Consider the following 24,568-nt stretch of genomic DNA (forward strand, 5'->3'; position numbering starts at 1 on the left):
CGAAGACCAATCGGGCAGTGAGCAAGTGTATTTACACGCACAAAAAGATTGGCACACCGAGGTAGAAAACGACCGCGTGACCGAGATAGGTCATGACAACCACCATCAGGTACACAACGACCATTTTCATCGTGTGATGGGCAATGCGCATCATACCGTCGAGGGAGAGAGTCGCCAGTATACCCAACAAGACCAAACCCTGATTGTCGACGGCTCGCTGCATGTCAAAGCCGGGCAAGTGTGGGTAAATGACGCCAGTAACGAAATTCACATCAAAGCCGGTCAAAAAGCGGTGATTGAGGCCGGAAGTAGCATCACGGTGAAAGCTGGCGGCAGTTTTGTCAGCATTGATGGCGGCGGTGTCCACCTTGTGGGCCCAGCGATTAACCTCAACTCAGGCGGCAGCCCCGGCGCCGGCAGTGGCTATGCCGGTAAAGTTGCTGCCCTACCGCTTGGGGTGGAGTCGCTTCCTGATCCTGTCAACTCAGCAGCACCGATCGATGCGTCTCTCGCGAGTGCACTACCCGCTATCGCGAAACTGGATATTCCTATGATGGAGATATGTCAACGGCAGACTGACGGCTCTTGTCCATTGAAAGACTGCCCATGTAAGTAGGATTCTGTGATGAATTGGTTGTTAGTGATCGATAAAAATCGCGTGCCGGACATTTGTCAGCATTGCGCAGAGGGTAATGTAGAATGGATACCTTTGTATCGAGATACTATATGGGAGCCCCAGCTAGTAAATAGCCCTATTTGTGTCAGGGTTAGTGAAGAAGATTCGGTTTATCAGCGTTGGCTGACGGACCCTCAGTGGGCGAGCAGTGGCGTGGTTTTTGCGATGCCAGAGCATCTAGATATTTTCGAGCAAGTATCTAGCTTGCAAGCGAATATCACAGTCTTTGATGAAAACCAACGTCAATATCTGCTGCGCTTCTACTCGCCCAAGACGCTATTACATCTTGCTAGCCTGTGTGATCAAACTGTGCTGATGTCGCTATTACAGACGGCACATTATGCATATATATCTCCCGCATTCTCTGAATTATCAGACGCCACGCAATTAATATTTAACCCCCGAAAAGGGACGGAAGTTGACACTGTCTATTTGCCTATTCCAATCGTTGAGGAGTTACTAACATGAGCCAAGAGTACACGATAAAGCAAGGAGATACTCTCTCTGAGTTAGCTGAAGCGTTTAATACGGATGTTAGTACTCTTCAAGAGCTGAACAGCGATAGAATTAAGAATATCGATACTATTCGTGTCGGCAATACGCTTTCTGTGCCGACACCGGATGACAAGTCCACTGAGACAAAGGAGCCATTAGACGTTGTTCCTAATGATAATTTGACTAAAAGAAAATGCTCTATTGAATACGTCGATGCGCTTTATGTGCCTCATAATCCAGCAGAGGGAAGCTCACCACGTCCAAGTGTCTATCTCTTAACTCAAGAAGCCTACGACATTATTGAAAAAGAAGCACAATTATGTGAAGAGGCGGTGCAAGGAGACAAAGAGACAGTATTAGCTAATCTAGAAAAACTTGGTGTGATGGATCAGGTAAAAGCGACGCCACACGAGTTTTTCTTGGCAAAGTATGATGAAGAGCACCCAGATGAACCTTCATTAAAACAGCGCTATATGCAAGCCCTCCAAGCGCGATTAGCCTTGGAAATGAGCATGGCATCAAATATTGAATTCCTTCCCAGCACGCCTGATATAGAGGACGTGCGCGATATTCATGCGTCTTTTAACGAACGGATAGAAGCGTTGAATGTCGAGCGGGGGCGTTGGCAAGAAACCGGTGATGATAACTATCTAGAGTATACGATTGTGGTCACTGGTCGTGGTGCCGTGAATGTTAGAGAGCCAAGATCCGATGTCGATAATCGCTTCGCAAGAAGACGCGCGAGTATCGTTAAGGAACTACAATCTGACTGTCTTGATATTGTTATCGAGCTTATCGATGAATTAGAGAAGATCGCCACTCAGCATGCAAAAACGATTTCAATTGAAGAGGATGGTGCGACTTATAGATATAGTGATCAGTTGAACTACTATACCTCAAGCAGAGATTCAGATATCCAGCGCTTGATTAATGATTTAGTAGATTGTCGTATTAATGCATCCCTCGGTGACTTCACTAATTCAAATGAGGTGTCCACCTCTACAAAGCTACCTCGCCCAGTAGAACAAAGAAGAGTATATCTTAGAGGCATTGTCGCTTTTTTTGACGCTCTCCCGAAACACGAGACACTACCTCCTGTATACATGACGGGAGAGTATGAAATAGCTTATTACATGTACCGGCTTAATCAGTTTGGGTTTTACGTCAAAGAGCAATGCTTAAGCGAAAGTGAACTGTTCAATGGCGCTGATGCTGTCGCTTCTCTGCAAGAGAATATCGGCAGCCAAAGTATTGGTACAATTCAACGACTGATCGAAAGCTTTAATATATCAACGTTAGGCTACTACTCTGCGTACGCGTTAAGAATTACCATAATCAAAGAAATCGCTAAGCGAATTGCTGCCTTTACTGACTTAGTATCAAAAAACCAACAATATGCGGACTATGTGAGGAGGCTTCTTGTTTATTCAAAGCACATTCAAGAGCGCTTCGATGCGCTAGAAGCGCTTGCCAAGAGTCGGTTGTCATCACCTATTCTAGACGGTCAGGAGGATTCGGTCCTCATAGGGCAAGTGCGAGAGAAAAAGCGCATATTGCTTTGGGATGAGCACAAAGATTGGGCACCAGAAAATTTGAACAATCAAATTGTGCCTGACTCCATGGCGTTGAATACGACGATTGTTGAGTGTGCGCTCACTTCTAAGCCAAACGAAGCCATGTATATACGCTCAACGTGTGCGGTTATAGATAATGATCCAGCAAGGAATAAACAAAGCTGTGCGCGAGTTTATGAACCCACGCTACCAACAGGGCAAGGAGTGATAAACCCAAAGGCATTCAAGGATGCGTTAAGAGACGCCTTGGGGAATGATGCGGAAATTAAAAAGACGTTTGCATTGGCTAACGTGGGGGGAGAGGTCGCTTTAGATGAGGCCTATGAGTATGTGCTACCGTGGCGAACCCAGCAAACTGAGATTTTCGGCAACACCGTTAAGATGGACGTTAGCGGCGGCGCACAATTTATGCGATTTACGTATTCAGCGCAGGCAGCAGCTGAAAGCGTCAACTTAAACTTAGTGGGGAACACGCAGTTGGGGGCGTCGCTTGATTTCGCCAGTGGCCAATTAGCAACAAAATTCTCCATTCCAGCTGAAAACATGTACGATCTCAAAGTTCCCTATTACACCGTTGACAATGAGCGTCGTGAAGTGAGCTTAGGAGACATTCGCTTCGACATTGAAGCGGTTGTCCACGGTATGTTAGCGGCAAGCATGAAATACTCGAATGAGATTGCACTTGGTCAAGATGCTGCCACAGGGGCTACAGGCTTACGGACATCTCAAACCTTTATTGCAACACGTTTGGAAAGCAAGCAAGACCTAGGGCTAGCGGATGATAGTGAACTGCGAAATATTAAGGCGGGTGCAAAGACTGAGGTGTCGGCCTTTGCTGGTGCAGAGGTAGGTGGACAAGTCAGTCTTGCATGCTTATGGAAAAATGTGGGTAGCTCGGACATGAAACAGTTGTTTAAGCTCGCCACTCGCCTCACCGCGCAGTTAGGCGTTGGAGCGAAACTTATCTTGCAATGTACCTTAGATAATGGTCGCTTAATCTTTCGTTTCGACTTTGGCGCCGCGTCTATCGCTGGTTTCTCTGGCAAGCTGGCGTTTGAGTTAGATCCGCTTGCTTACGACGAATTTATCTCACGGTTGTTAGATGTGATGGAGCACCCGAGTTTCAGTCGCTTTGGCCTATTCCATGAAAGCGATGGCAGTGAAGCCTTTTATGCTTTTAACAGGCTACTGACAGTTGCCGTTGCTTATCAGCTTACCCTGACGCAAATTGCACTGCTTCCTTTTCATCTTATTCGAGACATGGAGCAGCGAGCATTGGAGACGACGAACGCTCCCTTTGTGGCGAACTTCATTAATAGTGACGTTGAGACATCCGGTCAGCGAGATTGGATAAAGAAAATGCCGGCTGAAACCTACGCCAAGCTCTTTTCCGTTCTATTGCATTATCATGATCTAGGTTTTTGGGCTAACGATGCAGAAGCAGCGAAGGATAACCTCGATCAAGTGGCTGCGATGACCAAGCTTTTAGAGTGGATAAGAGGAGAGAGCCACCCAGTAAGTGACAATGCCAAGAAAAAGTTCGAGAACGTGATGCAAAGGATCGGAGAAGAGATTGAGATGGAGCTTCCCGAAGAGGTGAAATGGCAACGGTATGCGGAAAATATTGATAAAATATTAATGTTTTGGGATAAGGCCTATGATAATGTTGGTTTGCTTGACCTGAAATTGAGACAAGAACTAGATTTAAAGAAAAATGAACTCATTGATCTCTTCGATGCTTTAGTTGTCACATGGGTTCCATATAAAAAAGATATTTACTTACCATCGTATCAGCGTGTTAAGGAGTATATGGTAGTTCACTGTGATGATAAAGATAGAATGAAAGAGATAGCCAAATACGGATATAGAAAAATAGTAGGATTTTAGATGAAGTTATTAAAATGTATTATTAGTATAAGTATAGCTCTATCTTTAAATACATATGCAACAACCTTAGGTGATGGCTTAACGGTTATGAATAAGGGGGAGTACGAAAAAGCTAAAAAAATTTTTAGGCCACTTTCACAGAAAGATAATAGTGTAGCGATGTATTGGCTAGCGTATACACAATTAAAAACATCAGAAACGATCTCTGCAGGGGATAGTCTTTTAAAGTCCGCTAATTCTGGCAATCCTTGGGCTATGGGAGTACTAGCTGGATCTGAATTGGAGGGCGTTGAGCGAACTTATTGTTCTTTTCTATCTTGGCCTTGTGAAGAGCGATGGGCGGATCTTGCCATAGAAGGTTGGAGAAAACTTGCTGAAAAAGGTGATGGTAAAGCAATGTACGCCTTATTAAAGTATGATAAGAAATGGTGGCAGTATGTACCAATTTACAAGTACTTTCGCTATGGAGAATTAGCTGAGGAAATATACCTAGGTAAAGGCTATTCCTTTTTCTTTGATGATGAATATTGGTCTAAAAGTAACGAGTCTTTACGTATAAAATACATGGAAAAGATTGCACGCTCCGGTTTTCTACTCGCTGCATACAACCTTGCATATCTTTATCAGGAAAAAGGTGATTTTGATAAGGCGTTGAACTGGTTTAACTATGGAGTGCAGAAAAATGATTATTACTCTTTAAAGGGGAAAGCATTGTCTGTTATCTATATTAATCGAGATAAGGATATTGGAAGTGATCAGAGTAAAAAATCAACAAAAGCTTACTTTTATTGTAGGGCTGCAAAAGAAATATATAGTAATCACGACTGTAAGCTAAGTAACTACTTTGAACATGAAGTGGATAAGCATGGAGAACTAATTTATTTTGATGAGTATAGCGCAGAGTTGGTAACACTTAAAGATATAAAAGAGATAGAAAGGGAAGCTAAAGAAAAAGTAGATGGTAGCAGCACAAACCTATATTTAGATGAAACAACAGTAGAGTTCTTTAAAGGGTTTAGAAAGAATATATAGAGTGCTCTTATATCATCCTGAATTCAGATAATAAGTGCAACGCTCATAGTTAAACTGGCGAGAGGAAGTCAACTGCGAGCGTGTTCAATATTCTGTGTCAGCCAAATCTTCATAGTCTATGTGAACATCTAGTTGACCTTCGAAGTGAATGTGAATGGTCAGCTGTGATAGCGTCAGGCTCGAGGATGTGCTCGGGGACGATTTTCTGTTTGACTAAGACCAATGTTTCGTTTTAAGTGTAAAGCTTTTTTCCAAGTGTTGAGTGTGTACTTTAAATATTTACTGTCCAGTGAGTGATACAACACCCACTGAGCGGTAGCATTGCCTATCAGCTTATTCTGACGCAAATTGCACTGCTTCCTTTTCATCTTATTCGCGAAATGGAGCAGCGAGCATTGGAGGCGACGAACGCTCCCTTTGTAGCGAACGTCTTGATGCTATGAGACCTTGGATTCCTTATAAAAGCGATTCATCTCCCACTTATCAGGAAATCAGGAAGTGGTTGAGTATGACGTCGCTCATATAAATGATAATTCAAAGATAAATGAATTGAAAATAAAAAGATTCCAAAGAATAATCGGTGGTTAATGTGAATTTGTTGAAAGTTTTAATAATTACTGCTTGTATTTTTCCATTTCTATCTCGCGCGGAAACGTTGGAGAAAGGGATTGATATATTAAATCAAGGTCAGTTTAAAAAGGCTCGTGAGATATTTAAACCTTTGGCTGAACATGGCGATGCTAATGCGGCCTATTGGTTAGCTTATACTCAGTTTAAAACATTAGGTACATTAGAAGCGGGTTCTAGCCTTTTAAAATCAGCTGAGGGAGGTAATCCTTGGGCAATGGCGACGCTTGCAGGTACCAATATGCCGGAAGTTGATCGTTCTTTCTGTGGTTATTTGGGTTGGCCATGTGACGAACAATGGGTAGATAAAGCAATCGAAGGTTGGGAGAAACTCGCCGAAGAGGGTAATGGTAAAGCAATGTACGCACTATTATATCATGATCCTAGCTGGTGGCAATATATTCCCATTTATCGAGAATATCGCTATGGTGAGCTAGCCGAAAAACTATATAAGAATAAAGGCTTTACTTTTTTTTATGATAACAACTTTTGGTCTTTTCTGAATGAAGATAAACGGATCGAATATTTGGAAAAGATGGCTTTAAATGGCGATGGAATTGCGGCCTATAAGTTGTTCTATATATTCGAAGAGAATAAAGAGCCAAGAAGAGCGATTAGTGCGATAGAAACTGGAATAAAAGGAAGGAAGTCTCAATCTTTGTATAGTGCATCTACCGGATTAATACGTTTAAAGAGGGAGTATGATATAGGCTCGGAAGACGAAAGAACGTCGAAACGTGCGTATTTCTATTGTAGCGCTGCTGATAGTCTTCTCGGAAAGGAAGGTGATTGTAGTGCTAGTGGTTTCTTTGATTTCGAATATGATAGAGATATAGGAAGGCATAAGTATTATGACAAAGTTACCGGGGAGAGAGTAACAGAAGAGCAGCTTGAAAAGATTCGGGAAAAAGCAAGAGAATACGTCTCAGGATATTATGCTGATCTGAAGTTGGATGAAACGACTGTCGAATTTTTTAAAGGATTTTACAAAAACTTTTAGCAGTGTGCAAAAGTCTGTGTCCGGTGTCGAGAAAGCGACTTGGCGTTTTCCTCGGTAGTGTTCAGAATTCTGTGTCATCCTTTCCTCACAGATCCACGAAATAGTCGCTCCGGCTATTCAGCTGCGATTTTTAGTAGACGCTCAGCGATATGCCAAGCAACTTTTTGCCAAGCCAAGCAAAAAGTTGCTTGAGTCGTGCAAAAAATTGGTCATCTCATAACTAAATTACTGATATATAAAGATTTAAAAGTTGGCATAAAACTAGCTTGCTAGTAGGGCTAGACAGCAACAGTCGCTGTTTGAACTCGAATCATACAAAAAGGAGCGATTATGCCAACGCCATGTTATATCTCGATTGAAGGCGAAACCCAGGGTTTAATTACTGCCGGTGCCTGCACCGCGGATTCTATCGGTGATTCTTTTGTCGAAGGCCACGAAGACGAAATGCTGGTACAACAGTTTGACCATAATGTGACGGTACCGACTGATCCTCAGTCTGGTCAGCCATCAGGACAACGTGTCCACAAGCCATTTAAGTTTACCGTGGCATTGAATAAAGCTGTTCCATTGCTTTACAACGCGCTGTCTTCTGGCGAAAAAATGTCTACTGTGGAGTTAAAATGGTACCGCACGTCGATTGAAGGTAAGCAAGAAAACTTCTTTACCACCAAATTAGAAAGCGCCTCTATCGTGGATATCCATTGTGAAATGCCACACTGCCAAGATCCGGCGAAGTCAGACTTCACTCAGAACCTGACCGTGTCGATGTCTTATCGCAAAATCACCTGGGACCACGTCAACGCAGGTACTTCAGGCTCTGATGACTGGCGCAAGCCGGTTGAAGCTTAATTGCTATTGCTAGGTTGCGTCGGCTTTGTGCCGGCGCTTCACCATTTGTTTAGCAGCGTTCGTTTTCCAGAGAGCGTTGCTAGACAAGTGTTCACTGTTGCGGGAACAAGATTCGGGAGACATCATGGCGAAATTACGTTTTGAATTTAGCGTCGAAGGCCTAGAGCCAGACACGTTTGTGGTCAGAGAATATCAGGGCAACGAGTCCCTCTCTGCTGCGGCGTTCGACCAGCAAGCTTGCAACGGGTTTCGTTATTCGATTGCATTGGCAAGTCGCGATCATTCCCTAACCCCTGACCAATTAGTGGATTGCCAAGCCACGCTTGCTCTCTATCGCAACGGGCAATGTGAGCGTCGTATTCGCGGTATCATTCGTCAATTTTCCCAAGGGAATATTGGTCATCATCACACTTATTATGATGTTGAATTAGTGGCTGAAATTGAGCGTCTATCACTACGGCAAAATAGTCGTGTATTCCAACATCAGACGGTTCCCCAAGTTATTTCGATCTTGTTGCAAGAAATGCGTATTACGGATGTCGGTTTTGGGCTGACAAAAGAATATGCAGAGCGTGAATTTTGTGTTCAATACCGAGAAACGGATCTCGCCTTTTTTCATCGTATTGCCGCAGAAGAGGGGTTGATGTATTGCTTTGTGTGGAAAGAGGACAAGCAGCTTTTATATATCACTGACTCGCCCTTTTCGCTTCCCGCCCTTAAACAGCCGATTGTGCATAACGCTCAGGCTGCAGGTGTCGTCGATGAGCCTTATATTCGTGCCATCGAAAAGCACACTCGGATAATCCCGTCATCACTGGAGATGAAGGATTATAGCTTTAAAAAGCCGATTTATAGCTTCTTACAGCAAGTGAATATGTCCGACATTGACCATCAGCGCCAAGACTACGATGTTTATGATTTTCCAGGTCGATATAAAGACGATACGCAAGGTAAACATTTAACCCAGATACGCCAAGAATTTCTGGCACGTGACAAAGTCACGGCGACTGGGGAAAGTAATCATTTTCTTGTGCAGGCGGGTCATGCATTTGAAATGCAAGATCATCTCGACCGTACCATGAATCAAAAGTGGCAAGTAGTGCGCGCTCAGCATTACGGCACCCAACCTCAAGCAGTTGAAGAAGAAGGCGGCACTGGCGCCACTACCTATCATAATCGGTTTACGGTGATCCCGGCCTCTATCCCTTGGCGGGCCACTCCACACCCTAAGCCACAGGTGGACGGCCCTTTAATAGGGATTGTGGTTGGGCCTGAAGGCGAAGAAATTTTCTGTGACGAACATGGCCGAGTAAAAGTTCATTTCCCTTGGGATCGTTACTCGAGTGGAAACGATAAAAGTAGCTGCTGGATACGGGTGTCTCAAGGTTGGGCGGGGAGCCAATACGGCATGATGGCCATTCCACGTATTGGCCATGAGGTGATTGTGTCGTTTTTACATGGTGACCCCGACCAACCGATCATCACTGGCCGGACCTATCACGCGACCAATGTATCCCCTTATACATTGCCGGCCCATAAAACCAAGACAGTTTGGCGCAGTGAAAGCCACCAAGGCGAGGGCTACAACGAGCTCACGTTTGAAGATCAATCGGGCAGTGAGCAAGTGTATTTGCATGCTCAGCGTGATTGGCAATCAGGCGTGGAAAATGATGTCGTTACGCAGGTGCGGCATAATGAGCATCAAAAAGTGGACCATGATTCTTTGTCGGCTGTTATGAGTAACCAGCATGTGACGGTCGATAAGCAATCACGAACACGAGTGAAAAAAGATGCCACAATTGCCGTTTCTGGAGGGATACATGAAAAAATCGATAACCGCTTCGCCGTAACGGCAGGACGTGAGGTGCATCTAAAAGCAGGCGCAAATGTCGTGCTTGATGCAGGTACGGAGGTTACGGTAACCGCCGGTGGGAGCGTAATGAAGGTTGATGCGGCCGGGGTGCACCTTATTGGTCCAGCGATCAATTTAAACGCTGGCGGAAGTCCTGGTAGTGGCTCTGGGTACCAAGGACAGCCAGCGAAATCGCCACGCTCAGTGAACAAACCTTGATCGTTTAATGCAAACTAAGAAATTTGAGGAAAGATATGCCCAAAGCAGCACTTGTTGGCCATGTGGGAACCGCGCATGATGGATTCCCACCTACACCGATTGTGGCGGGGTCGTCAACAGTAAAAGTTGACGGGATACCCGTAGTTCGTAAAGGTGATCCCCTGGCATCGCATAGTAAACCGAAACACCCGCCTCATGGGCGAGCGGTAAATGCGGGTTCCGGTAGCGTTATGATTGATGGAAAACCTGCCGCTCGTATTGGTGATGCAGTGAGTTGTGGCGGTGTGATTGTAGGAGGTTCAAGTGTCAACATTGGTTAATACCCCGTCAATGCTTAAAGCAAGCGTGTATGCATGCCTAGTCATGCTAAGTGGACAAGTACATGCTGAACAAGTTGAAGTTGAAGCCACACCTTTTGTGCAACTAGAGCCGGTTGAAAAAATCGCGGATGACTATGATATCCAGGCGATGACGCCAGAGGCAATATTTGAGCATGGACGTTTGTCTCGCGCTCAGTTCCATTACCAACGAGCTGAAAAATATCTACGTGCAGCGGCGGATCAAGGTATTGTTCCTGCCGCTTATTTATACGCTGTGCTCGTCAGTGATGATGGTAATAAGCTCGATTATTCGCCGGTTGCGCAGCAGTATCTCACGCAGGCCGCAAAGGCGGATTATATTCCAGCCATGAAATTACTGGTTGAAAAAGGCCATTGGTTATCGGCAAATCATCGTACTATTTGGCGCTATAAGTATGAAGAAGCACTAGCAGCTTGGTATGAAAAAGCACCTAAAGACGCAGCATTTAGTCTGTATCAGTACATCTATCCAACAGACAAAAAGAAAGCCGAGCAGTATTTAGAAGAGGCGATTGCGGCGAATGATGTTGATGCCTTGTTACATAAAGCATCGCAAATAGAACTGGCTGAGCGCGGCTTTTATCTTTTCCCCAGCTCTCGCCTTGATGCGGCCGCTGAAGTAAAAAAACAGATTGCCAATGCGGGTGGGATCCCCGGTACTAAGAGTTTATATCGTGATTTTATCCGTCGAGGGGAAAGCCATAAAGCGGTGGCGTGGCGCGAAAAAGCGATTGAACAAGGGGATCTTATGTCTCTTGCTGCCCTGGGGCGTCTGTACACCACAAACTACATGCCTGAAGACGCTGAGTATACTGATGGGCTCGTTTATCTTTCTGCCTACTTGGATGTGGTTGGTCAAGGACGGTTCGTGACTTTGAGAGAGCAGGCAATGGAACAGTTTGAGCTCGCGTCTTCGCGAGTATCAAATGACGTCATTGAAAAGGTAGAACAAAGAGCGGCTGAATTGCGTAGGACACACATTTTCTTTCATTATGATCGCTACTGGCAAAAAACGGCTTTAAAGAAAGAACCCGCAACTAAGCCAGTGAGTTAATTGCGAGCGAGCGTTGTTTCTACTTTCTGAGCGGCCACATCACCGAGTCATTGATACATCGGTTCGATGTTGGTCGTTTCTTTATACGTCTCTCAGTTGTACCTCTCAATTATACCGTTAGACTAAACATTTCTGCCATCGACATCGCAATATTGTTATCGTAATACGCTGCCTCGTTAATAAAGTGCGGATACGCAGTGTACTTTCCTTCCCAAGCGACTTCGCGACCGTCAAAGCACATGAATAAAGGATCGCCAGGTACTATCGGCTCAAAGTCTTTGTCTTGCACGTTTTGGTGCACCATACCGATGCGCTCTCCTTGTGCATTTTGGGGTAGATGTAAGGTTTCTTTATAGCGATAAGCCGTTACTTGCGCGGGCAGCTCTGGCACCTTGTCGATATTAAAGAGATGCACAAAATCGAGAATATGCGTCGTCATTTCTTGCATGGATTCCATTACATCATGGCGTAATACGGATTGCGGTTGAGGACCAACCTCAACAATGACGCCTTGCTTCGCCACTGAGCATAAAAAAGCGTGTTGAAGCGGCTCGAGATGATCTTCTACTAAAATAATGGCATCGGGCATACGCTCACTGATATAGGCAGCAAGCTGTTTATTGAATGTGTCTAATGCGAGCAAAATGAGCGTAGGCCCCATGTTGCTGGTGGTGTTGTGTAAATCGATGATGAAATCGACGCGAGGGTCGCCTTTAGGACCTAGCTGTTGATTGAGGACTTTTGCGCGACTTTGCTCGTAGTTTGTTAAGGTGAGATCGGCGAGCCCTTGAGGATCGAATTGTCGATTTAAGTCACAATCGAGATAACGTTTGTTTGCATGATAAGCCGACGGATTCGCGAACACATGCTCCGTTGAAAAACTATCCCGAGTCGTAACAGATGTATTGGTTTGCCACTGTTTTAGTGCGTAAATCCCGCTAAACTCATTGCCATGGGTGCCACCGACGATGGCCACTTGACTGAAGCGACTCATGAGAACTCCTTGTGTTGAATGGAAAAACATCCGCTTATGTCGTGGTGCTAGCTTAGCATCGATACTTGTAGAGATTAATAGAATAATTTTTCTTTTATATTGGTTTTTTATTCAAAGGTTAAGAGAGGAAAAGTGTTCAGGCAATCTTTGCGTCAGTTCACACTTCAGCAGCATTGAACCGGTTAGGCTGAGATAAAAACAAAGGAGAGGTAAGGCATGAGTAATAAGTTTCCTGACAATTTCTTATGGGGTGGCGCGGTTGCCGCGCATCAGGTCGAGGGTGGATGGAACTGTGATGGTAAAGGCGTGAGTATCGTTGATGTGCTTACCAAAGGTGAGCACGGCGTGCCGCGTAAGATTACCGAGCAAGTCCAGGCTGAAGAAACGTATCCCAACCATCAAGCGGTTGATTTTTACCATCGTTACCGCGACGACATTGCGATGTTCGCAGAGATGGGATTTAAATGCTTTCGGACGTCGATTGCGTGGTCCCGTATTTTCCCAAATGGGGATGAAGCGACCCCTAACGAAGCGGGGCTGGCGTTTTATGATGGATTGATTGATTGCTTGTTAGAGCATGATATCGAGCCTGTCATTACATTGTCGCACTTTGAGATGCCGCACCACCTTGTCAGTGAATATGGTGGCTGGGCAAATCGAGCGGTCGTGGATCACTTCGTTCGTTTTTGTGAAGCCGTATTAACGCGCTACCGTGACAAAGTCACCTATTGGATTACCTTTAACGAGATCAATAACCAGCTTAACTGGGATTATCCTTTATTTGGTTATTGTAATTCGGGGGTGGTGTTTACCGAGCACGACCACCCTGAGCAAACCTTGTATCAAGTGCTACATCACCAATTTGTGGCCAGTGCCAAAGTGGTCGCACTGGGACATGTTATTAACTCTGAATTTAGCATTGGCAGCATGATCCACATGATGCCTTTGTATCCTGCGACGTGCCATCCGGATGACATGTTAGCATCACAGCAAGCGATGCGAGATAAATACCTGTGCAGTGATGTACAGATAAGGGGTCATTACCCTCACTACATTTGGCCTCAATGGGCAAGCAAAGGGATTAAGGTGGTGATGCACGATGATGATGCGCAGATCTTAAAAAATGGTCAGGCGGATTTTTTGGCAATCAGTTACTACATGACCAATATTGTCGATGCTAATCCGCCAGAACAAGATGAAAATGCCTTGTTCAGCGCTAGTCGATTGAATCCACATTTGCCGGCGTCGGATTGGGGCTGGCAGATCGATCCGAAAGGGCTACGTTATGCACTTTCAGAGTTGTACGAACGCTATGAATTGCCCATTTTTGTGGTTGAAAATGGTCTAGGGGCGGTGGATATTCCCGATCAAACCGGCGCAATCAACGATGATTATCGTATCGACTATTTGTCGCAACACATTGAAGCGCTTGAAGAGGCGATTTCACTCGATGGTGTGGATGTGATGGGATACACGCCTTGGGGATGTATTGATTGTGTATCTTTCACCACCGGAGAATACCGCAAGCGGTATGGGTTCATTTATGTTGATCGTCATGACGATGGCAGTGGTGACTTTTCTCGCTCCCGTAAAAAAAGCTTTGACTGGTATAAACAGGTCATTGCCAACAATGGCTTGACGGGCTAGAGGATAGGCTAAAAGGGACGCGTTCGGCGTCCCTTTTGCTTTTATCGCTATACGACCGCTAGGATGAAGATGACGGTTTACACGTTAGGTTGATAATCAAATTCAATCACTTCGCCGTATTCAATGCCTTGTTCACGATAACCCACGATCGCTTCTATCACATTAAAATGTGCGACGACGGCAATGGTTGAATACTCGTGATACATGTCGAGCACAGCGCTCACGCGACGGTGCAAAGCTGTTGCGGATTCATAACCGGCGTTAGTAACCTCATTACCGTTGGCAAACAGCTCTCTATACTCAATCCAGCGACGATCGCGTTCAGAAAGAGGAATATAGCTCCCCTTTATATCCGCTTGCCATTCGCGTAAATCGTGCTCAACAAACAGATCTTTTTGCAGCTGTCGGTTGAGAATTTCTGCTGTTTGCAGGGCGCGCGTATAGGGCGACGACAATATAATATCCGCTTGTTGTAAGGCAGAGTGATTGGCCAAGGCCTGGATGTCTGGAATACACGCACGTTGTAGTGGCGCATAATCTTTTTCTAACTGACTCATCTGACGAGCATCTGCCAAAGCGTAATCGGTTTTTCCATGGCGGACAAAGACGACTTTCATCGGACTTCCTTCTCTAGCGTCGATCATGGCTATCAGCTTGCGGACATGTTTAGCAAGTGACATCCATTTGGACCAACGGTTGCTACAACCTCATTTGACATTGGGTTGTAGCATACCGTCATGATGCTGTCATGAAACGCCAGAAGGATAAAGGACATGACGTGAGCGAGCTCGCTATTTTTGATGATGGCGGTCAAGTATATTAATACGATTCCGTCCTTCCTCTTTCGCTTGATACAGACGTTGGTCTGCCATTTCTAGCAGATAAGAGTCAGTGGTTTCATCGGTCGGTTGCAAAATGATCCCGCCAATGCTCACTGTAATCGTCTTGCCATCTGGGTTTTTCGCATGGGTGAGGCCAAGTGCCGCAATGTCATCATGAATCGCATCAGCTAATGCATGAAGCTGAGAGGCGTAGTGGGTTGAAAGCGTGATAGCAAACTCTTCTCCCCCAAACCTTGCAACCGAGCCTTGAAAGGCTTGGGGTTGCTTGAGCAGTACCCGCGCAATCTTAGTGAGTACATCATCGCCTTTTAGATGCCCATACTCATCGTTGTACGCTTTGAAGTGATCGACATCGATCATCATTACCGCAACAGGTAAGTCATTCTCAATACCATGACGGATATGGCTCTTTAGCTCACGTTTAAAGGGGCGGCGTGTGCTCAGGCGGGTGAGGTCATCTGTCTCTGCCTGTACTTTCAGTTTTTCGTTGGCTGCGATCAGTTCTTCTTGCAACTGTTCCATAGCAAAGTGGTTGCGCTCTCGAATCATGACTTCACTAATCGCCGTCGCAAAGCGCTTCAATAGTAACGTTTTGTTGTTATCCCAGATAAACGGTAATTGACGATTCGCCACCGTGATCATCCCAAAGCTCTTGCGGCCGTCGGTTAGTGGAAAAGCCGCGAAAGAGAGAATATGTCGTTGACGCAACCACGATCGTTCATTCATGGCATCATCGCCCAGCTGGCCAACGTGAGGGACCACCAATGTATCGGTATCTGCAAGCCAGCGTTTGATCATGTGCATGTCACTTAAATCCACTGTTTTTGGTGCAAAGTCGGCCTCTTCTGGCCAATAACAGCGACGTTCAGCGCGGTTCGAATCAAAGGCATACCAGCCGATGGCCTCTACTCCTAATAGTGACGCCATTTGCGGGAAAATAAGCTCAACGTCCTCGGTGATATGTTGAGAGTCAGCGCGTAGAAATTGAATCGAGATATCAGCCAATAATGAGCTCGCATTCGACTGCCAATTCAGTGCTTTTGTGCGTTGTTCTACTTGTTCTTCGAGCAACGTTTGATGTTGGCGTAGCTCGCGTTCTGTGATGCGTTTTTGTAATAAATCGTCTTTGATTCGGGACTGGAGCGAATTGATTGAACGAGAAACTTTACCAATCTCATCATTACGTTGAATTAATTGAATCGGCACACTACTTTGGCTGATTCTATCGGCTTGGTAATAGTCTAAAGTCGTTGCAAGTTGCTTGAGTGGCCGAGAGCAAAGCCGATTTAGCACCCAGAGAATCAGCAATGAAATCATCAATGTTTCGGTAAAATGGACGGCAGCAATAGGCACGATACTACTCAATGCTTCACGCTTTACCTCGCTGTGATCAAGAACGATATTCAGAGTACCAATATTATTACCTTGAACACTCAGCAGTGCTTGGTGGTTGGCGTCACAATGACGACTGGTGTGATTAACTTCGGTAACCGTCGTGCCATCAAAACCTGTGACGTCGACCCGACAGACGGTGGGCGTCATCGCTAACCCTTTGACTCTGCGGCGTACGAGTTCTAAATCAACAATCCATAATGCATGGCTAATGACCCGAGCTGAATTTTGGCTGCGGCTCTCCACCAGTTGCGTTGTGGTTGTTAGTGCTCGCTGATAGTTGATATACATTTGCGTCAGGGTCGTCCCAATAGCAAAGAGCAAACTAATGGCGAGCACGATAAAGGCGACGCGAGTTTGAAGACCACGTAAATTTATAGCGCGTTTTGTCACTTAGTTATCCATATCCGTTGAATGAGGCGTACATCGGCTTTCGGTCCGTCGAGCCATTTTTAAAAATGGAATCTCGTGCCAAGCTTGTTTGCGCAACTGTGTAAAAAAGCGTGAATCGGGTGTAATTAAACGAAAAAGTGCATTATTGCATCTTTTTGGTGTTGGTAAGCCGCTATCGTGCGCATAAATATGGCTTAATGCAAGACCGGCTGCGGTGAAATGCCCACCTCCCAGTGCTGAAATAGTACCAGCCTCACGTAAAGCGAGCACCTTTTCTGATGTGTTAACTGTGGCAAAGAAGATATCCTCGCCTGGTGTCTTTCCTGCTTGCTTCGCGGCTTTCATTGCGCCAAAGGCCATGTGGTCATTGGCCGTCCACACGTAACGTACATCCGGGTAACGTTGCAACAAGGTGTGCATCTGCTCTTGGCTAATAGACTCGTCCCATTGACCATGGACAATCTGACGCAAAGTAATATTTGGTTGCTCATCAAAAAAACGTTGACCCCCCGCTTCGCGTTGAACGGAGGCTGGCGTGGTGAGATCGCCCGAAATCATAACAGCGTCGCCAGACTCATTGTTACCTGCGTTTACCATTGCCTTCGCAATCGTATGACCAATGGCCTCGTTATCCGGAATGATGCTAGCTAGGAGATATTCTTGCCAATGCGTATCTTTTTCTATGGATATTTTTGTCTGTTCATCTATATCGTTTAAGATGACCTGAACGTAAATGGGATAATCGCGTAACATCGGTAGCAGATCATCCGCGGCTAATTTCTCATTAACGATGATGACATAATCGGGACGAGTCGGTTTATTTAAAGTGGCAGAGAGAATTTGGCGCATTGCAAAGTGATTACGATCTGCATGTCGAATGGTAAGGTCAAGATTCAACGCCTTGGCAGCAGCCTTGGCGTAATCGTCTACATCCTGCCAAAAGCTCTCATTGGCAAAGCCTGGATTGATAAAAAGTACTCTCGCCTGTTGTTGCGTCGTCGCGTAGGCAAGCGTATTGAAGAGCATGGCCACAGACGCAATAATCCATACCAACAGTGTGTTTTTCATTCTTATTACCAATCCTCGTATGTTTTTTCCCTTTTAGATATGATAGCGCATCTGTATAGGATTGATTGCGATGAAATCTTACAACAATAAAAAGACGTTTAGGCGCCATTTCCCAATGGATTTTTATGGCGACGGTGAAGGATGGCGTTTTGCTGTGCGTGCCGAATCTCCTGGCCAAGTTTTAGCGGCTAAATGCTGGGTTGCTTGTTTGAGTGTTCGCCGTCGAGCATTTCGTATTGTTGATTTAGCTGTCGATAGCTTTAATTATGTGGATGGTGTGTTTGACGCGGCAGGATTGACTGGTATTGAGTTGGGGACAAACATGCGTATTCGGCGTCAGGGGCAAGTGGTTACGGTCGATGCATTGAACAACCGGTATGGTGCTTTGTGGACCCACCGCGAGGCGTCTATCCCATCGGTATGTATCAAGCCTGCTAACAAGATCGCAATCTCTTAGTCTCCCGCTGCTCGATAAGGCTATTCAGTGTCATACTGAAAAGAAAAGGCGGCAGCGTATGGTTTTTCTCGTCATAACAGCACTTACCGTTTTGGGTGGCGTGCTGGCAGGTGAACACTTTCATTCTTATCTTTTAGGCTTTGGCGTCGCTAGTACAGCCGTGGGAGTTTGTTATTGGATCACCTTCCGTAGCACGCATTATCCGCAGTTTGCTTTATTTTTGTTGTTGCTCGGTGTGGCGGCCAAAATGACAGTGACTGCGGCGGGTGTACTCCTCGGGTTAAAGCACTCGCTTATTACCTCCCCGTTTGTGTTTTCTTTGTCTTATCTTTTCTTTTTGTTTGCGTCGACCTATTGCTACTTTCGTTACCGCGAATATTGGTTAACACGTTTTCGACATAAAGATTTACAATGATTGACTCTAGTGCCGCTATCAAGCAAATAAATCATAGAGTTGGGGGGATGTGTGGATAAACTGGCGGATGATCTTCATCAAAAGCTATTTAACGAGGAAGACGCGCGGGCGTGTAAAGACATTGATGGCAGTGCGTGTCGCGAAGTGCCGGGGAATTTTTTTCGTATTATCCTCAGCCAAGGACTCACCAAAATTGGCGACGCGGTGTCTAACCCGAAAATTGTCTTGCCAGCGCTGCTCAACGCAGTGGGCGCTCCGTTAGCGTTAATTGGCTTATTGGTGCCAATCCGAGAGGCGGGTTCGTTAGTGCCTCAGTTAGGTATCGCCGGTTATGTCCGCCAATTCGCGGTACGTAAGTGGGCATGGGTGGCGGGTTCTGTCATTCAAGGGGCGTGTATCCTAGCAATGGCGATCGCCGCGTTGCTTTTAACCGGTCAAGAAGCTGGCTGGAGCATTGTTGGCTTGCTGGTAGTATTTAGTTTGGCGCGAGGCCTGTGCTCAGTTGCCTCCAAAGATGTGTTAGGGAAAACCATTCCTAAGCCGCAACGAGGACGTTTGAATGGGTGGTCGTCAAGCTTGGCGGGGGCGGTGACGATTGCCGCCGGTGTGGGTTTATTTAGTGTTTCTGATCAGCAACATGTTTGGGTGTACTGTGCGCTACTAGCATTCGGTGCTGCGCTCTGGTGGGTGGCAGCGGCGCTCTACAGCCAGGTGGATGAATACGAAGGGGCCACTGAAGGCGGTGCCAATGCGCTGACGCATGCGCTTTCTAAACTACGCTTACTGGTGGATGATAGACGGCTGCGCCATTTTGTGATCACGCGCTCCCTGTTACTGTGTTCGGCCTTATCCGCGCCCTATTATGTGTTGTTAGCCAGTCAGCATAGCCAAGCGTTGGCGATCACCACCGCAAGTTTTGTCGCAATTAGCGGCGTTGCGAGCCTCATTTCTGCACCTTTTTGGGGACTTTTTGCCGATCATTCTAGCCGCCAAGTGATGATGATCGCCGCCGTGGTCACGGCGGTACTGGGGCTGGTGGTGGTCAGTATTAGTCAGTGGTACCCCACGCTTTTCTCATTGGCGTGGGTGTTGCCTGGCGTCTATTTTGTCCTGACCATTGCTCACGAGGGCGTGCGTCTTGGGCGTAAAACCTACATTGTGAATATGGCCGAAGGTAATCGGCGCACTGATTATGTTTCAGTCAGCAATACACTCATTGGTCTCGTTTTGTTATTGATGGGCGCGGCTACTGCGTGGCTTAGTCAATGGGGGATCATGGTCGTCATTTCGGTATTGTCCGTTTTTGGTTTACTCGGCGCATTAATGGCGCGCGCGCTGCCTGAAGTAGAACGCTAAGCCGACGGCGGAACAGAAAAGGAACAGAAAAAAGGCGCTGAATCCGTCAGCGCCTTTTTTGATTGGCTCTAATCCTTAGACTTTAAATTGGCTAATTAGGCGTTTGAGCTCGTCACCGGAGTGGTTCAAGTCTGATGCTGTGTGCGCAGAGTCATTACTGGCACTGAGTAATTGGCTCACAATATCCCGGATAGAAATCAAATTGCGGTGGATATCCTCGGTGACTGTGGTTTGCTCCGCGGCCGCAGACGCAATATGGGTGGTCATGTCATTGATTTGGGTGATAGCATTGCTCACCGAATCAATGCCGCTGCCAATTTCGTTGGATGCCTCTGAGGTTTGCTGGCAGGTGTCATTGCTTTGTTTCATGCCCTCGACGGCCTGATTCACATAAGACTGCAGCTCGTCTAACATCTCTCGAATTTCGTGAGTGCTCTTTTGCGTACGGCTCGCGAGGGTTCTCACCTCATCGGCTACCACTGCGAAGCCTCGTCCTTGTTCACCGGCCCGTGCCGCTTCAATCGCCGCATTCAAGGCCAATAGATTGGTTTGTTCGGCAATATCGCCAATCACAGACAGCACGCCGGTGATTTTATGCGACTGCTCGTTGAGCGAATCAACGTTGTTACTCGATGTATTCATTTGCTCCACAAGTGTTTTCATGGAGTTAATGGAAAACTCGACTTTGTCTTGTGCCTGACGTGCATCACCGGTGGCGGCACTGGTGGCATCTGCAACTTGTGTGGCACTTTGAGAGACTTCTTGTGCGGCAGAACTCATTTCGGTCACCGCAGTCACTACTTGCTCGGTTTCGTTATCATGCGTTTGTAATTGGCTAGCAAACTGTGCGGCTTGGCTATCTATATCATTGGCAGATTGGCTTACTTTTTCCGTGACTTCGACGACGCTGCGGATAGTGGTTTGTAGCTTGTCAATAAAGCGGTTAAATGCATTGCCCAGCAAAGCTATTTCGTCGTGCCCTTTAACCTTTAAACGTTGGGTCAGGTCGCCATCACCGTCGGCAATATCATTGAGGTTGTCCAGCATGTCTTTCACCGGCGTCGACATTCGTTGGGCAACAAAAGCGACGGCAACGAAGGTGATGACCAGAATAATGATACCGGCGATGATCATCCTCGCGGTTTGTGCTGCTAATGCTTCCTCTGCGTTTTCACGGAAATCGGCAACGCGTGCCTCAATGTCGTCAATATACGCCCCTGTGCCCAACATCCATTGGCCGTTATTGACCATATCGGCATAGCCAATCTTTTCAATCAGTTCATCGGTGCCCGGCTTTTGATAGAGGTAGGTGAAGGTGCCATCGCCACTTTGCGCTGCTTCGAGCAGACCCACAATAATTTTGTTGCCCTTGGGATCAGTAAGGTTAATTAACGATTGTCCTTCGACTTCAGGTTTCAGCGCGTGAAAGATATTGGTTCCCTGACGATCGTAAATATAAAAGTAGCCCGCCTTACCAAAGGTCACTTCGCGAAGTGCGTCTTTGACATTTTGTGTGGCATCGCCGCTCGCTTGCTGAGCGTTTTTTACCACAGTCGCGGCAATTTCGGTCGCTTCGCGAAGCTGCATTTTTCGCTCATCAATTAATTTGGTTCGAAAAGTGGCAATGTTCTCTTCGACCAGCTCACGCTCGTAGTAGGTAGTGATAAACAACGTAACGAAAATGGATAATACCAAGGGTACGATGGCAAGCACTAAGAGCTTTCCGCGCAGCATTAACTTCAACATACCGGATACCTTGTGTTAATGATGGTTTCGATTTCGCTAAAGTATGGGAGACATCCTGCTCATTTGCCGCACCAAAAGCCCTTTATTTGATATGGGTTGGGAAATATCTTGTAATACTTAGTGGTTGCCTAACTTACTTGTTCAAGCTTGTTTTGACTAACCATATGAATTGAAAAAATTTATACTATAAAAACCGTAAGGTAGAGCAAAGTCAGTGAAATCGAGGGAATGATGAAACTAAACGCAGACATGGGTGAGAGCTTTGGTGCGTGGACGATGGGAATGGATAGCGCGCTGATGCCATGGATTGATATGGCCAATATCGCGTGTGGCTTTCATGCCTCTGATCCTGATGTAATGGCGGCCACGGTCGCACTTGCAGTAAAGCACAATGTGAGTATTGGTGCTCATCCCGGCTACGCCGATAAGCAGGGCTTTGGCCGTCGTCATATTGATCATAGCCCAGCACAAATTAGTCACCTCGTTCGCTATCAAATCGGCGCATTACAAGGGATCTGTGCACGCTTTAATGCGAGCCTTGATTATGTGAAGCCCCATGGTGCGCTGTATAACACCATGATGGTGGACAATGGTTGCTTTGAGGCGGTATTGGCCGCGGTGGCTGATACGCTGCCTAATACGCCATTAATGGTGCTGGCACTGCCTGATAACCGTCCACATCGCCAACTTGCCCAACAAGCCGGTGTGCCGCTGATTTTTGAGGCCTTTGCCGATAGAGCCTATCTGGCGTCAGGGCAATTGGCGCCGCGCGATTTACCGGGCGCTGTGTTAGATGACGCCAACGCGATGATTGCGCAGGTGTTGCAGTTATCTCAACATGGCACGGTGACAACCCTTGAGGGACAAACGCTCTCTCTGTCGCCGGATACGGTGTGTGTGCATGGAGATAACCCACAATCGGTCGAGGCGATAAAACAACTCAGAAAGGCCTTAACACCATGACACTCAAGGTTGAGCAGGTCAGTGAAACGACGGTAATGATCCGGTTGGGCAATAAGATCTATCTTGCTTTAGTCCCACAGTTATCTGCGCTGTGTGAGCGAATCCGCCAACACTTTGGCCGTGGTGTGGTTGAGTTAATTCCTGCCTACACCAGCGTTCTGGTGGAAGTGAATGTTCGCTTACTCTCGCCAGAAACGTTGAAAACGTGGGTGATGAATCAAGGCGACTCATTGCGAGTCACCCGTGACGCTGGGAGCGGAAAACAGGTGACATTGCCGGTGTATTATCACCCCTCGGTTGGGCCCGATTTAGCTGCGGTCGCCGAGTTTGCCGGCGTAAGTGAGCAAGAGGTGATTGCGCGACACAGCCAACGAACTTACACCGTTTGTGCGATTGGTTTCGCGCCCGGCTTTGCCTTTCTTGCGTCGGTGGATGAGACAATAGCCATGCCCCGTCATACCACGCCTCGTCATCAGATCCCCGCCGGCAGTGTGGGCATTGCACAACAGCAAACCGCGGTGTATCCGGCTGCGTCTCCTGCTGGTTGGCAAATTATTGGCAATTGTCCCAAGGTACTATTCAATCCCCGTCAATCGCCCATGATGCCGTTTGATGTAGGTGACACCGTCTGTTTTGAACCAATGTCAGAGTCTGATTACCGCGCGGCAGGAGGTCAATGGTGGCAGGATTAACGGTGCTCGACCCCGGCGTATTGAGCTTGGTGCAAGACACAGGGCGCTACGGGGTGGGTCAGCTTGGCTTAAGCCAAGGCGGGCCGGTCGATTGCCACGCATTTGCTTGGGCGAATTATTTACTCGATAACCCCGCGAATACACCGCTTGTCGAGATAACCATGGGTCAAGCACGTTTTCGTGCTGACCACGCGATGTCGATCGCCATCACCGGCGCAGACATGCAACCTTGTATTAATGGTCAGCGCATGGGAATGTGGCAGACGTTGACGCTAAATGCGGGTGATGAATTGCGTTTACGCTACGCGCGCCGTGGCTTGCGGGCCTATCTCGCAGTGCGTGGCGGGTGGACGGTCGATGGCGCATTTGGCAGTGCAGCGACGGTGATGCGTAATCAACTCGGCGGCCTGCATTCCGGATTAGGTGAACAGGCGGGAGGCATGGCGCTCACCAAAGGAGATGTATTGCCTTGTCGACCGCATGCGCTGTTGCCAAAGGTGCGCGGTGTGCCGACACGTTTTATTCCTGACTACAATGCCCTGACTCCACTGGCGCTTGTGCCGGGGTATCAGTTTGATAGCTTCAGCGCCGAGGCGCTAACGGCATTTTTTGATGGCGAATACACGGTCGATCAGCACAGTGATCGTATGGGTGTGCGGCTCAATGGACCAAGCGTCGTGAGCAAGCAACCGGGTATTGTTTCCGAAGGCATTGCGCTCGGGGCCGTGCAAGTGCCCCCTGACGGTCAGCCAATTGTACTACTTAACGACCGGCAAACACTCGGTGGTTATCCTAAGCTTGGCTGTTTAACCCGTGCCAGCTTAAGCATGTTGGCGCAAACGCGACCCGGCCAGACCGTGCGTTTTTATCCGGCGCGGCTGGCGGATGCATCAGCGCAATGGCAGACGTTTGTGCAGTTTTTTGACTGGTTCTAACCTGCAGAAAAATGGATAGATGAGCCTCTGGAAGACAGAGGCGC

At 46.9% G+C, this 24,568-nt stretch carries 21 protein-coding genes; 16 read left to right on the top strand and 5 right to left on the bottom strand.

All coding sequences use genetic code 11. The features are described from left to right. The 9 genes from BZJ21_RS16310 to BZJ21_RS10065 all read left to right on the top strand — a co-directional run. The coding region (locus BZJ21_RS16310) for a bacteriophage T4 gp5 trimerisation domain-containing protein (RefSeq protein WP_449329002.1) at nt 1–616 on the top strand (616 nt) is incomplete at its 5' end. Between the two features lie 9 nt (nt 617–625). Further along, entirely contained in the window at nt 626–1,144 is a 519-nt protein-coding gene (locus BZJ21_RS10030) for a DUF4123 domain-containing protein (protein WP_077669697.1), read from the top strand. Further along, a complete protein-coding gene (locus BZJ21_RS10035) occupies nt 1,141–4,632 on the top strand; it encodes a LysM peptidoglycan-binding domain-containing protein (RefSeq protein ID WP_077669698.1) in 3,492 nt (1,163 codons plus the stop codon). The genes BZJ21_RS10030 and BZJ21_RS10035 overlap by 4 nt, the downstream gene beginning before the upstream one ends. Next, nucleotides 4,633–5,664 (top strand): SEL1-like repeat protein, encoded by a 1,032-nt coding sequence (locus tag BZJ21_RS10040; RefSeq protein ID WP_077669699.1) that lies wholly within the window; start codon nt 4,633–4,635, stop codon nt 5,662–5,664. Between the two features lie 589 nt (nt 5,665–6,253). Beyond that, a complete protein-coding gene (locus BZJ21_RS10045) occupies nt 6,254–7,291 on the top strand; it encodes a hypothetical protein (RefSeq protein ID WP_158075517.1) in 1,038 nt (345 codons plus the stop codon). A 330-nt stretch (nt 7,292–7,621) separates the two neighbouring features. Further along, complete coding sequence (hcp-2, locus tag BZJ21_RS10050) at nt 7,622–8,140, top strand: type VI secretion system effector Hcp-2 (protein WP_021024295.1); 519 nt, start codon at nt 7,622–7,624, stop codon at nt 8,138–8,140. Nucleotides 8,141–8,264: 124 nt separating this feature from the next. Next, nucleotides 8,265–10,211, top strand: coding sequence for a type VI secretion system tip protein TssI/VgrG (tssI, locus tag BZJ21_RS10055; RefSeq protein ID WP_077669701.1), 1,947 nt, complete (start codon nt 8,265–8,267; stop codon nt 10,209–10,211). 35 nt (nt 10,212–10,246) lie between these two features. Then, nucleotides 10,247–10,531, top strand: a complete 285-nt coding sequence (locus BZJ21_RS10060) for a type VI secretion system PAAR protein (protein ID WP_077669702.1) — start codon at nt 10,247–10,249, stop codon at nt 10,529–10,531. Further along, nucleotides 10,515–11,624, top strand: a complete 1,110-nt coding sequence (locus tag BZJ21_RS10065) for an SEL1-like repeat protein (protein ID WP_131826341.1) — start codon at nt 10,515–10,517, stop codon at nt 11,622–11,624. The genes BZJ21_RS10060 and BZJ21_RS10065 overlap by 17 nt, the downstream gene beginning before the upstream one ends. 109 nt (nt 11,625–11,733) lie before the next feature. Here the strand turns inward: BZJ21_RS10065 and BZJ21_RS10070 are convergent, their stop codons facing one another. Next, complete coding sequence (locus BZJ21_RS10070; protein WP_077577327.1) at nt 11,734–12,618, bottom strand: aspartoacylase; 885 nt, start codon at nt 12,616–12,618, stop codon at nt 11,734–11,736. 216 nt (nt 12,619–12,834) lie between these two features. Between BZJ21_RS10070 and BZJ21_RS10075 the strand changes: the two genes are divergently transcribed. Next, a complete protein-coding gene (locus BZJ21_RS10075) occupies nt 12,835–14,265 on the top strand; it encodes a 6-phospho-beta-glucosidase (RefSeq protein ID WP_077669704.1) in 1,431 nt (476 codons plus the stop codon). A gap of 77 nt (nt 14,266–14,342) precedes the next feature. On the opposite strand, the gene BZJ21_RS10080 is transcribed toward BZJ21_RS10075, so the two are convergent. The 3 genes from BZJ21_RS10080 to BZJ21_RS10090 form a co-directional block, all read right to left on the bottom strand. Beyond that, nucleotides 14,343–14,882: a histidine phosphatase family protein gene (locus BZJ21_RS10080; RefSeq protein ID WP_077669705.1), complete on the bottom strand. Its 540-nt coding sequence runs from the start codon at nt 14,880–14,882 to the stop codon at nt 14,343–14,345. Between the two features lie 174 nt (nt 14,883–15,056). Further along, nucleotides 15,057–16,892, bottom strand: coding sequence for a GGDEF domain-containing protein (locus BZJ21_RS10085; RefSeq protein ID WP_077669706.1), 1,836 nt, complete (start codon nt 16,890–16,892; stop codon nt 15,057–15,059). Continuing rightward, nucleotides 16,893–17,960, bottom strand: coding sequence for an ABC transporter substrate-binding protein (locus tag BZJ21_RS10090; RefSeq protein WP_077669707.1), 1,068 nt, complete (start codon nt 17,958–17,960; stop codon nt 16,893–16,895). It lies immediately after the preceding gene. Between the two features lie 70 nt (nt 17,961–18,030). Between BZJ21_RS10090 and BZJ21_RS10095 the strand changes: the two genes are divergently transcribed. Genes BZJ21_RS10095 through BZJ21_RS10105 form a run of 3 tightly spaced genes read left to right on the top strand, consistent with a single transcriptional unit; the run spans nt 18,031 to nt 20,188 of the window. Next, a complete protein-coding gene (locus tag BZJ21_RS10095) occupies nt 18,031–18,417 on the top strand; it encodes a hypothetical protein (RefSeq protein WP_131826342.1) in 387 nt (128 codons plus the stop codon). A 58-nt stretch (nt 18,418–18,475) separates the two neighbouring features. Further along, entirely contained in the window at nt 18,476–18,832 is a 357-nt protein-coding gene (locus tag BZJ21_RS10100) for a hypothetical protein (protein ID WP_021024285.1), read from the top strand. A 51-nt stretch (nt 18,833–18,883) separates the two neighbouring features. Then, complete coding sequence (locus BZJ21_RS10105) at nt 18,884–20,188, top strand: MFS transporter (protein WP_077669709.1); 1,305 nt, start codon at nt 18,884–18,886, stop codon at nt 20,186–20,188. Nucleotides 20,189–20,263: 75 nt separating this feature from the next. Here BZJ21_RS10105 and BZJ21_RS10110 read toward each other — a convergent pair whose 3' ends face one another. Continuing rightward, nucleotides 20,264–21,934 carry a methyl-accepting chemotaxis protein gene (locus BZJ21_RS10110; RefSeq protein ID WP_077669710.1) on the bottom strand — a complete coding sequence of 557 codons (1,671 nt, stop codon included), beginning with the start codon at nt 21,932–21,934 and terminating at the stop codon, nt 20,264–20,266. Between the two features lie 228 nt (nt 21,935–22,162). Here BZJ21_RS10110 and BZJ21_RS10115 point away from each other — a divergent pair, with 228 nt between their 5' ends. Genes BZJ21_RS10115 through BZJ21_RS10125 form a run of 3 tightly spaced genes read left to right on the top strand, consistent with a single transcriptional unit; the run spans nt 22,163 to nt 24,524 of the window. Then, nucleotides 22,163–22,897, top strand: a complete 735-nt coding sequence (locus tag BZJ21_RS10115) for a 5-oxoprolinase subunit PxpA (RefSeq protein ID WP_330359243.1) — start codon at nt 22,163–22,165, stop codon at nt 22,895–22,897. Continuing rightward, nucleotides 22,894–23,589: a 5-oxoprolinase subunit PxpB gene (gene pxpB / locus BZJ21_RS10120; RefSeq protein WP_077669712.1), complete on the top strand. Its 696-nt coding sequence runs from the start codon at nt 22,894–22,896 to the stop codon at nt 23,587–23,589. Before BZJ21_RS10115 ends, pxpB begins: the two co-directional genes overlap by 4 nt. Continuing rightward, complete coding sequence (locus BZJ21_RS10125) at nt 23,574–24,524, top strand: 5-oxoprolinase subunit C family protein (protein ID WP_077669713.1); 951 nt, start codon at nt 23,574–23,576, stop codon at nt 24,522–24,524. Before pxpB ends, BZJ21_RS10125 begins: the two co-directional genes overlap by 16 nt. The last annotated feature ends 44 nt before the right edge of the window (nt 24,525–24,568 follow it).

This window comes from Salinivibrio costicola subsp. alcaliphilus (assembly GCF_001996185.1).
GTDB lineage: Bacteria > Pseudomonadota > Gammaproteobacteria > Enterobacterales > Vibrionaceae > Salinivibrio > Salinivibrio costicola.

Bases quoted from the DNA above. Each gene is read 5' to 3' on its own strand.
- BZJ21_RS10030 (WP_077669697.1), top strand. From the start codon at position 626: ATGAATTGGTTGTTAGTGATCGATAAAAATCGCGTGCCGGACATTTGT.
- BZJ21_RS10035 (WP_077669698.1), top strand. From the start codon at position 1,141: ATGAGCCAAGAGTACACGATAAAGCAAGGAGATACTCTCTCTGAGTTA.
- BZJ21_RS10040 (WP_077669699.1), top strand. From the start codon at position 4,633: ATGAAGTTATTAAAATGTATTATTAGTATAAGTATAGCTCTATCTTTA.
- hcp-2 (WP_021024295.1), top strand. From the start codon at position 7,622: ATGCCAACGCCATGTTATATCTCGATTGAAGGCGAAACCCAGGGTTTA.
- tssI (WP_077669701.1), top strand. From the start codon at position 8,265: ATGGCGAAATTACGTTTTGAATTTAGCGTCGAAGGCCTAGAGCCAGAC.
- BZJ21_RS10060 (WP_077669702.1), top strand. From the start codon at position 10,247: ATGCCCAAAGCAGCACTTGTTGGCCATGTGGGAACCGCGCATGATGGA.
- BZJ21_RS10070 (WP_077577327.1), bottom strand. From the start codon at position 12,618: ATGAGTCGCTTCAGTCAAGTGGCCATCGTCGGTGGCACCCATGGCAAT.
- BZJ21_RS10075 (WP_077669704.1), top strand. From the start codon at position 12,835: ATGAGTAATAAGTTTCCTGACAATTTCTTATGGGGTGGCGCGGTTGCC.
- BZJ21_RS10080 (WP_077669705.1), bottom strand. From the start codon at position 14,882: ATGAAAGTCGTCTTTGTCCGCCATGGAAAAACCGATTACGCTTTGGCA.
- BZJ21_RS10090 (WP_077669707.1), bottom strand. From the start codon at position 17,960: ATGAAAAACACACTGTTGGTATGGATTATTGCGTCTGTGGCCATGCTC.
- BZJ21_RS10095 (WP_131826342.1), top strand. From the start codon at position 18,031: ATGAAATCTTACAACAATAAAAAGACGTTTAGGCGCCATTTCCCAATG.
- BZJ21_RS10100 (WP_021024285.1), top strand. From the start codon at position 18,476: ATGGTTTTTCTCGTCATAACAGCACTTACCGTTTTGGGTGGCGTGCTG.
- BZJ21_RS10110 (WP_077669710.1), bottom strand. From the start codon at position 21,934: ATGTTGAAGTTAATGCTGCGCGGAAAGCTCTTAGTGCTTGCCATCGTA.
- BZJ21_RS10115 (WP_330359243.1), top strand. From the start codon at position 22,163: ATGATGAAACTAAACGCAGACATGGGTGAGAGCTTTGGTGCGTGGACG.
- pxpB (WP_077669712.1), top strand. From the start codon at position 22,894: ATGACACTCAAGGTTGAGCAGGTCAGTGAAACGACGGTAATGATCCGG.
- BZJ21_RS10125 (WP_077669713.1), top strand. From the start codon at position 23,574: ATGGTGGCAGGATTAACGGTGCTCGACCCCGGCGTATTGAGCTTGGTG.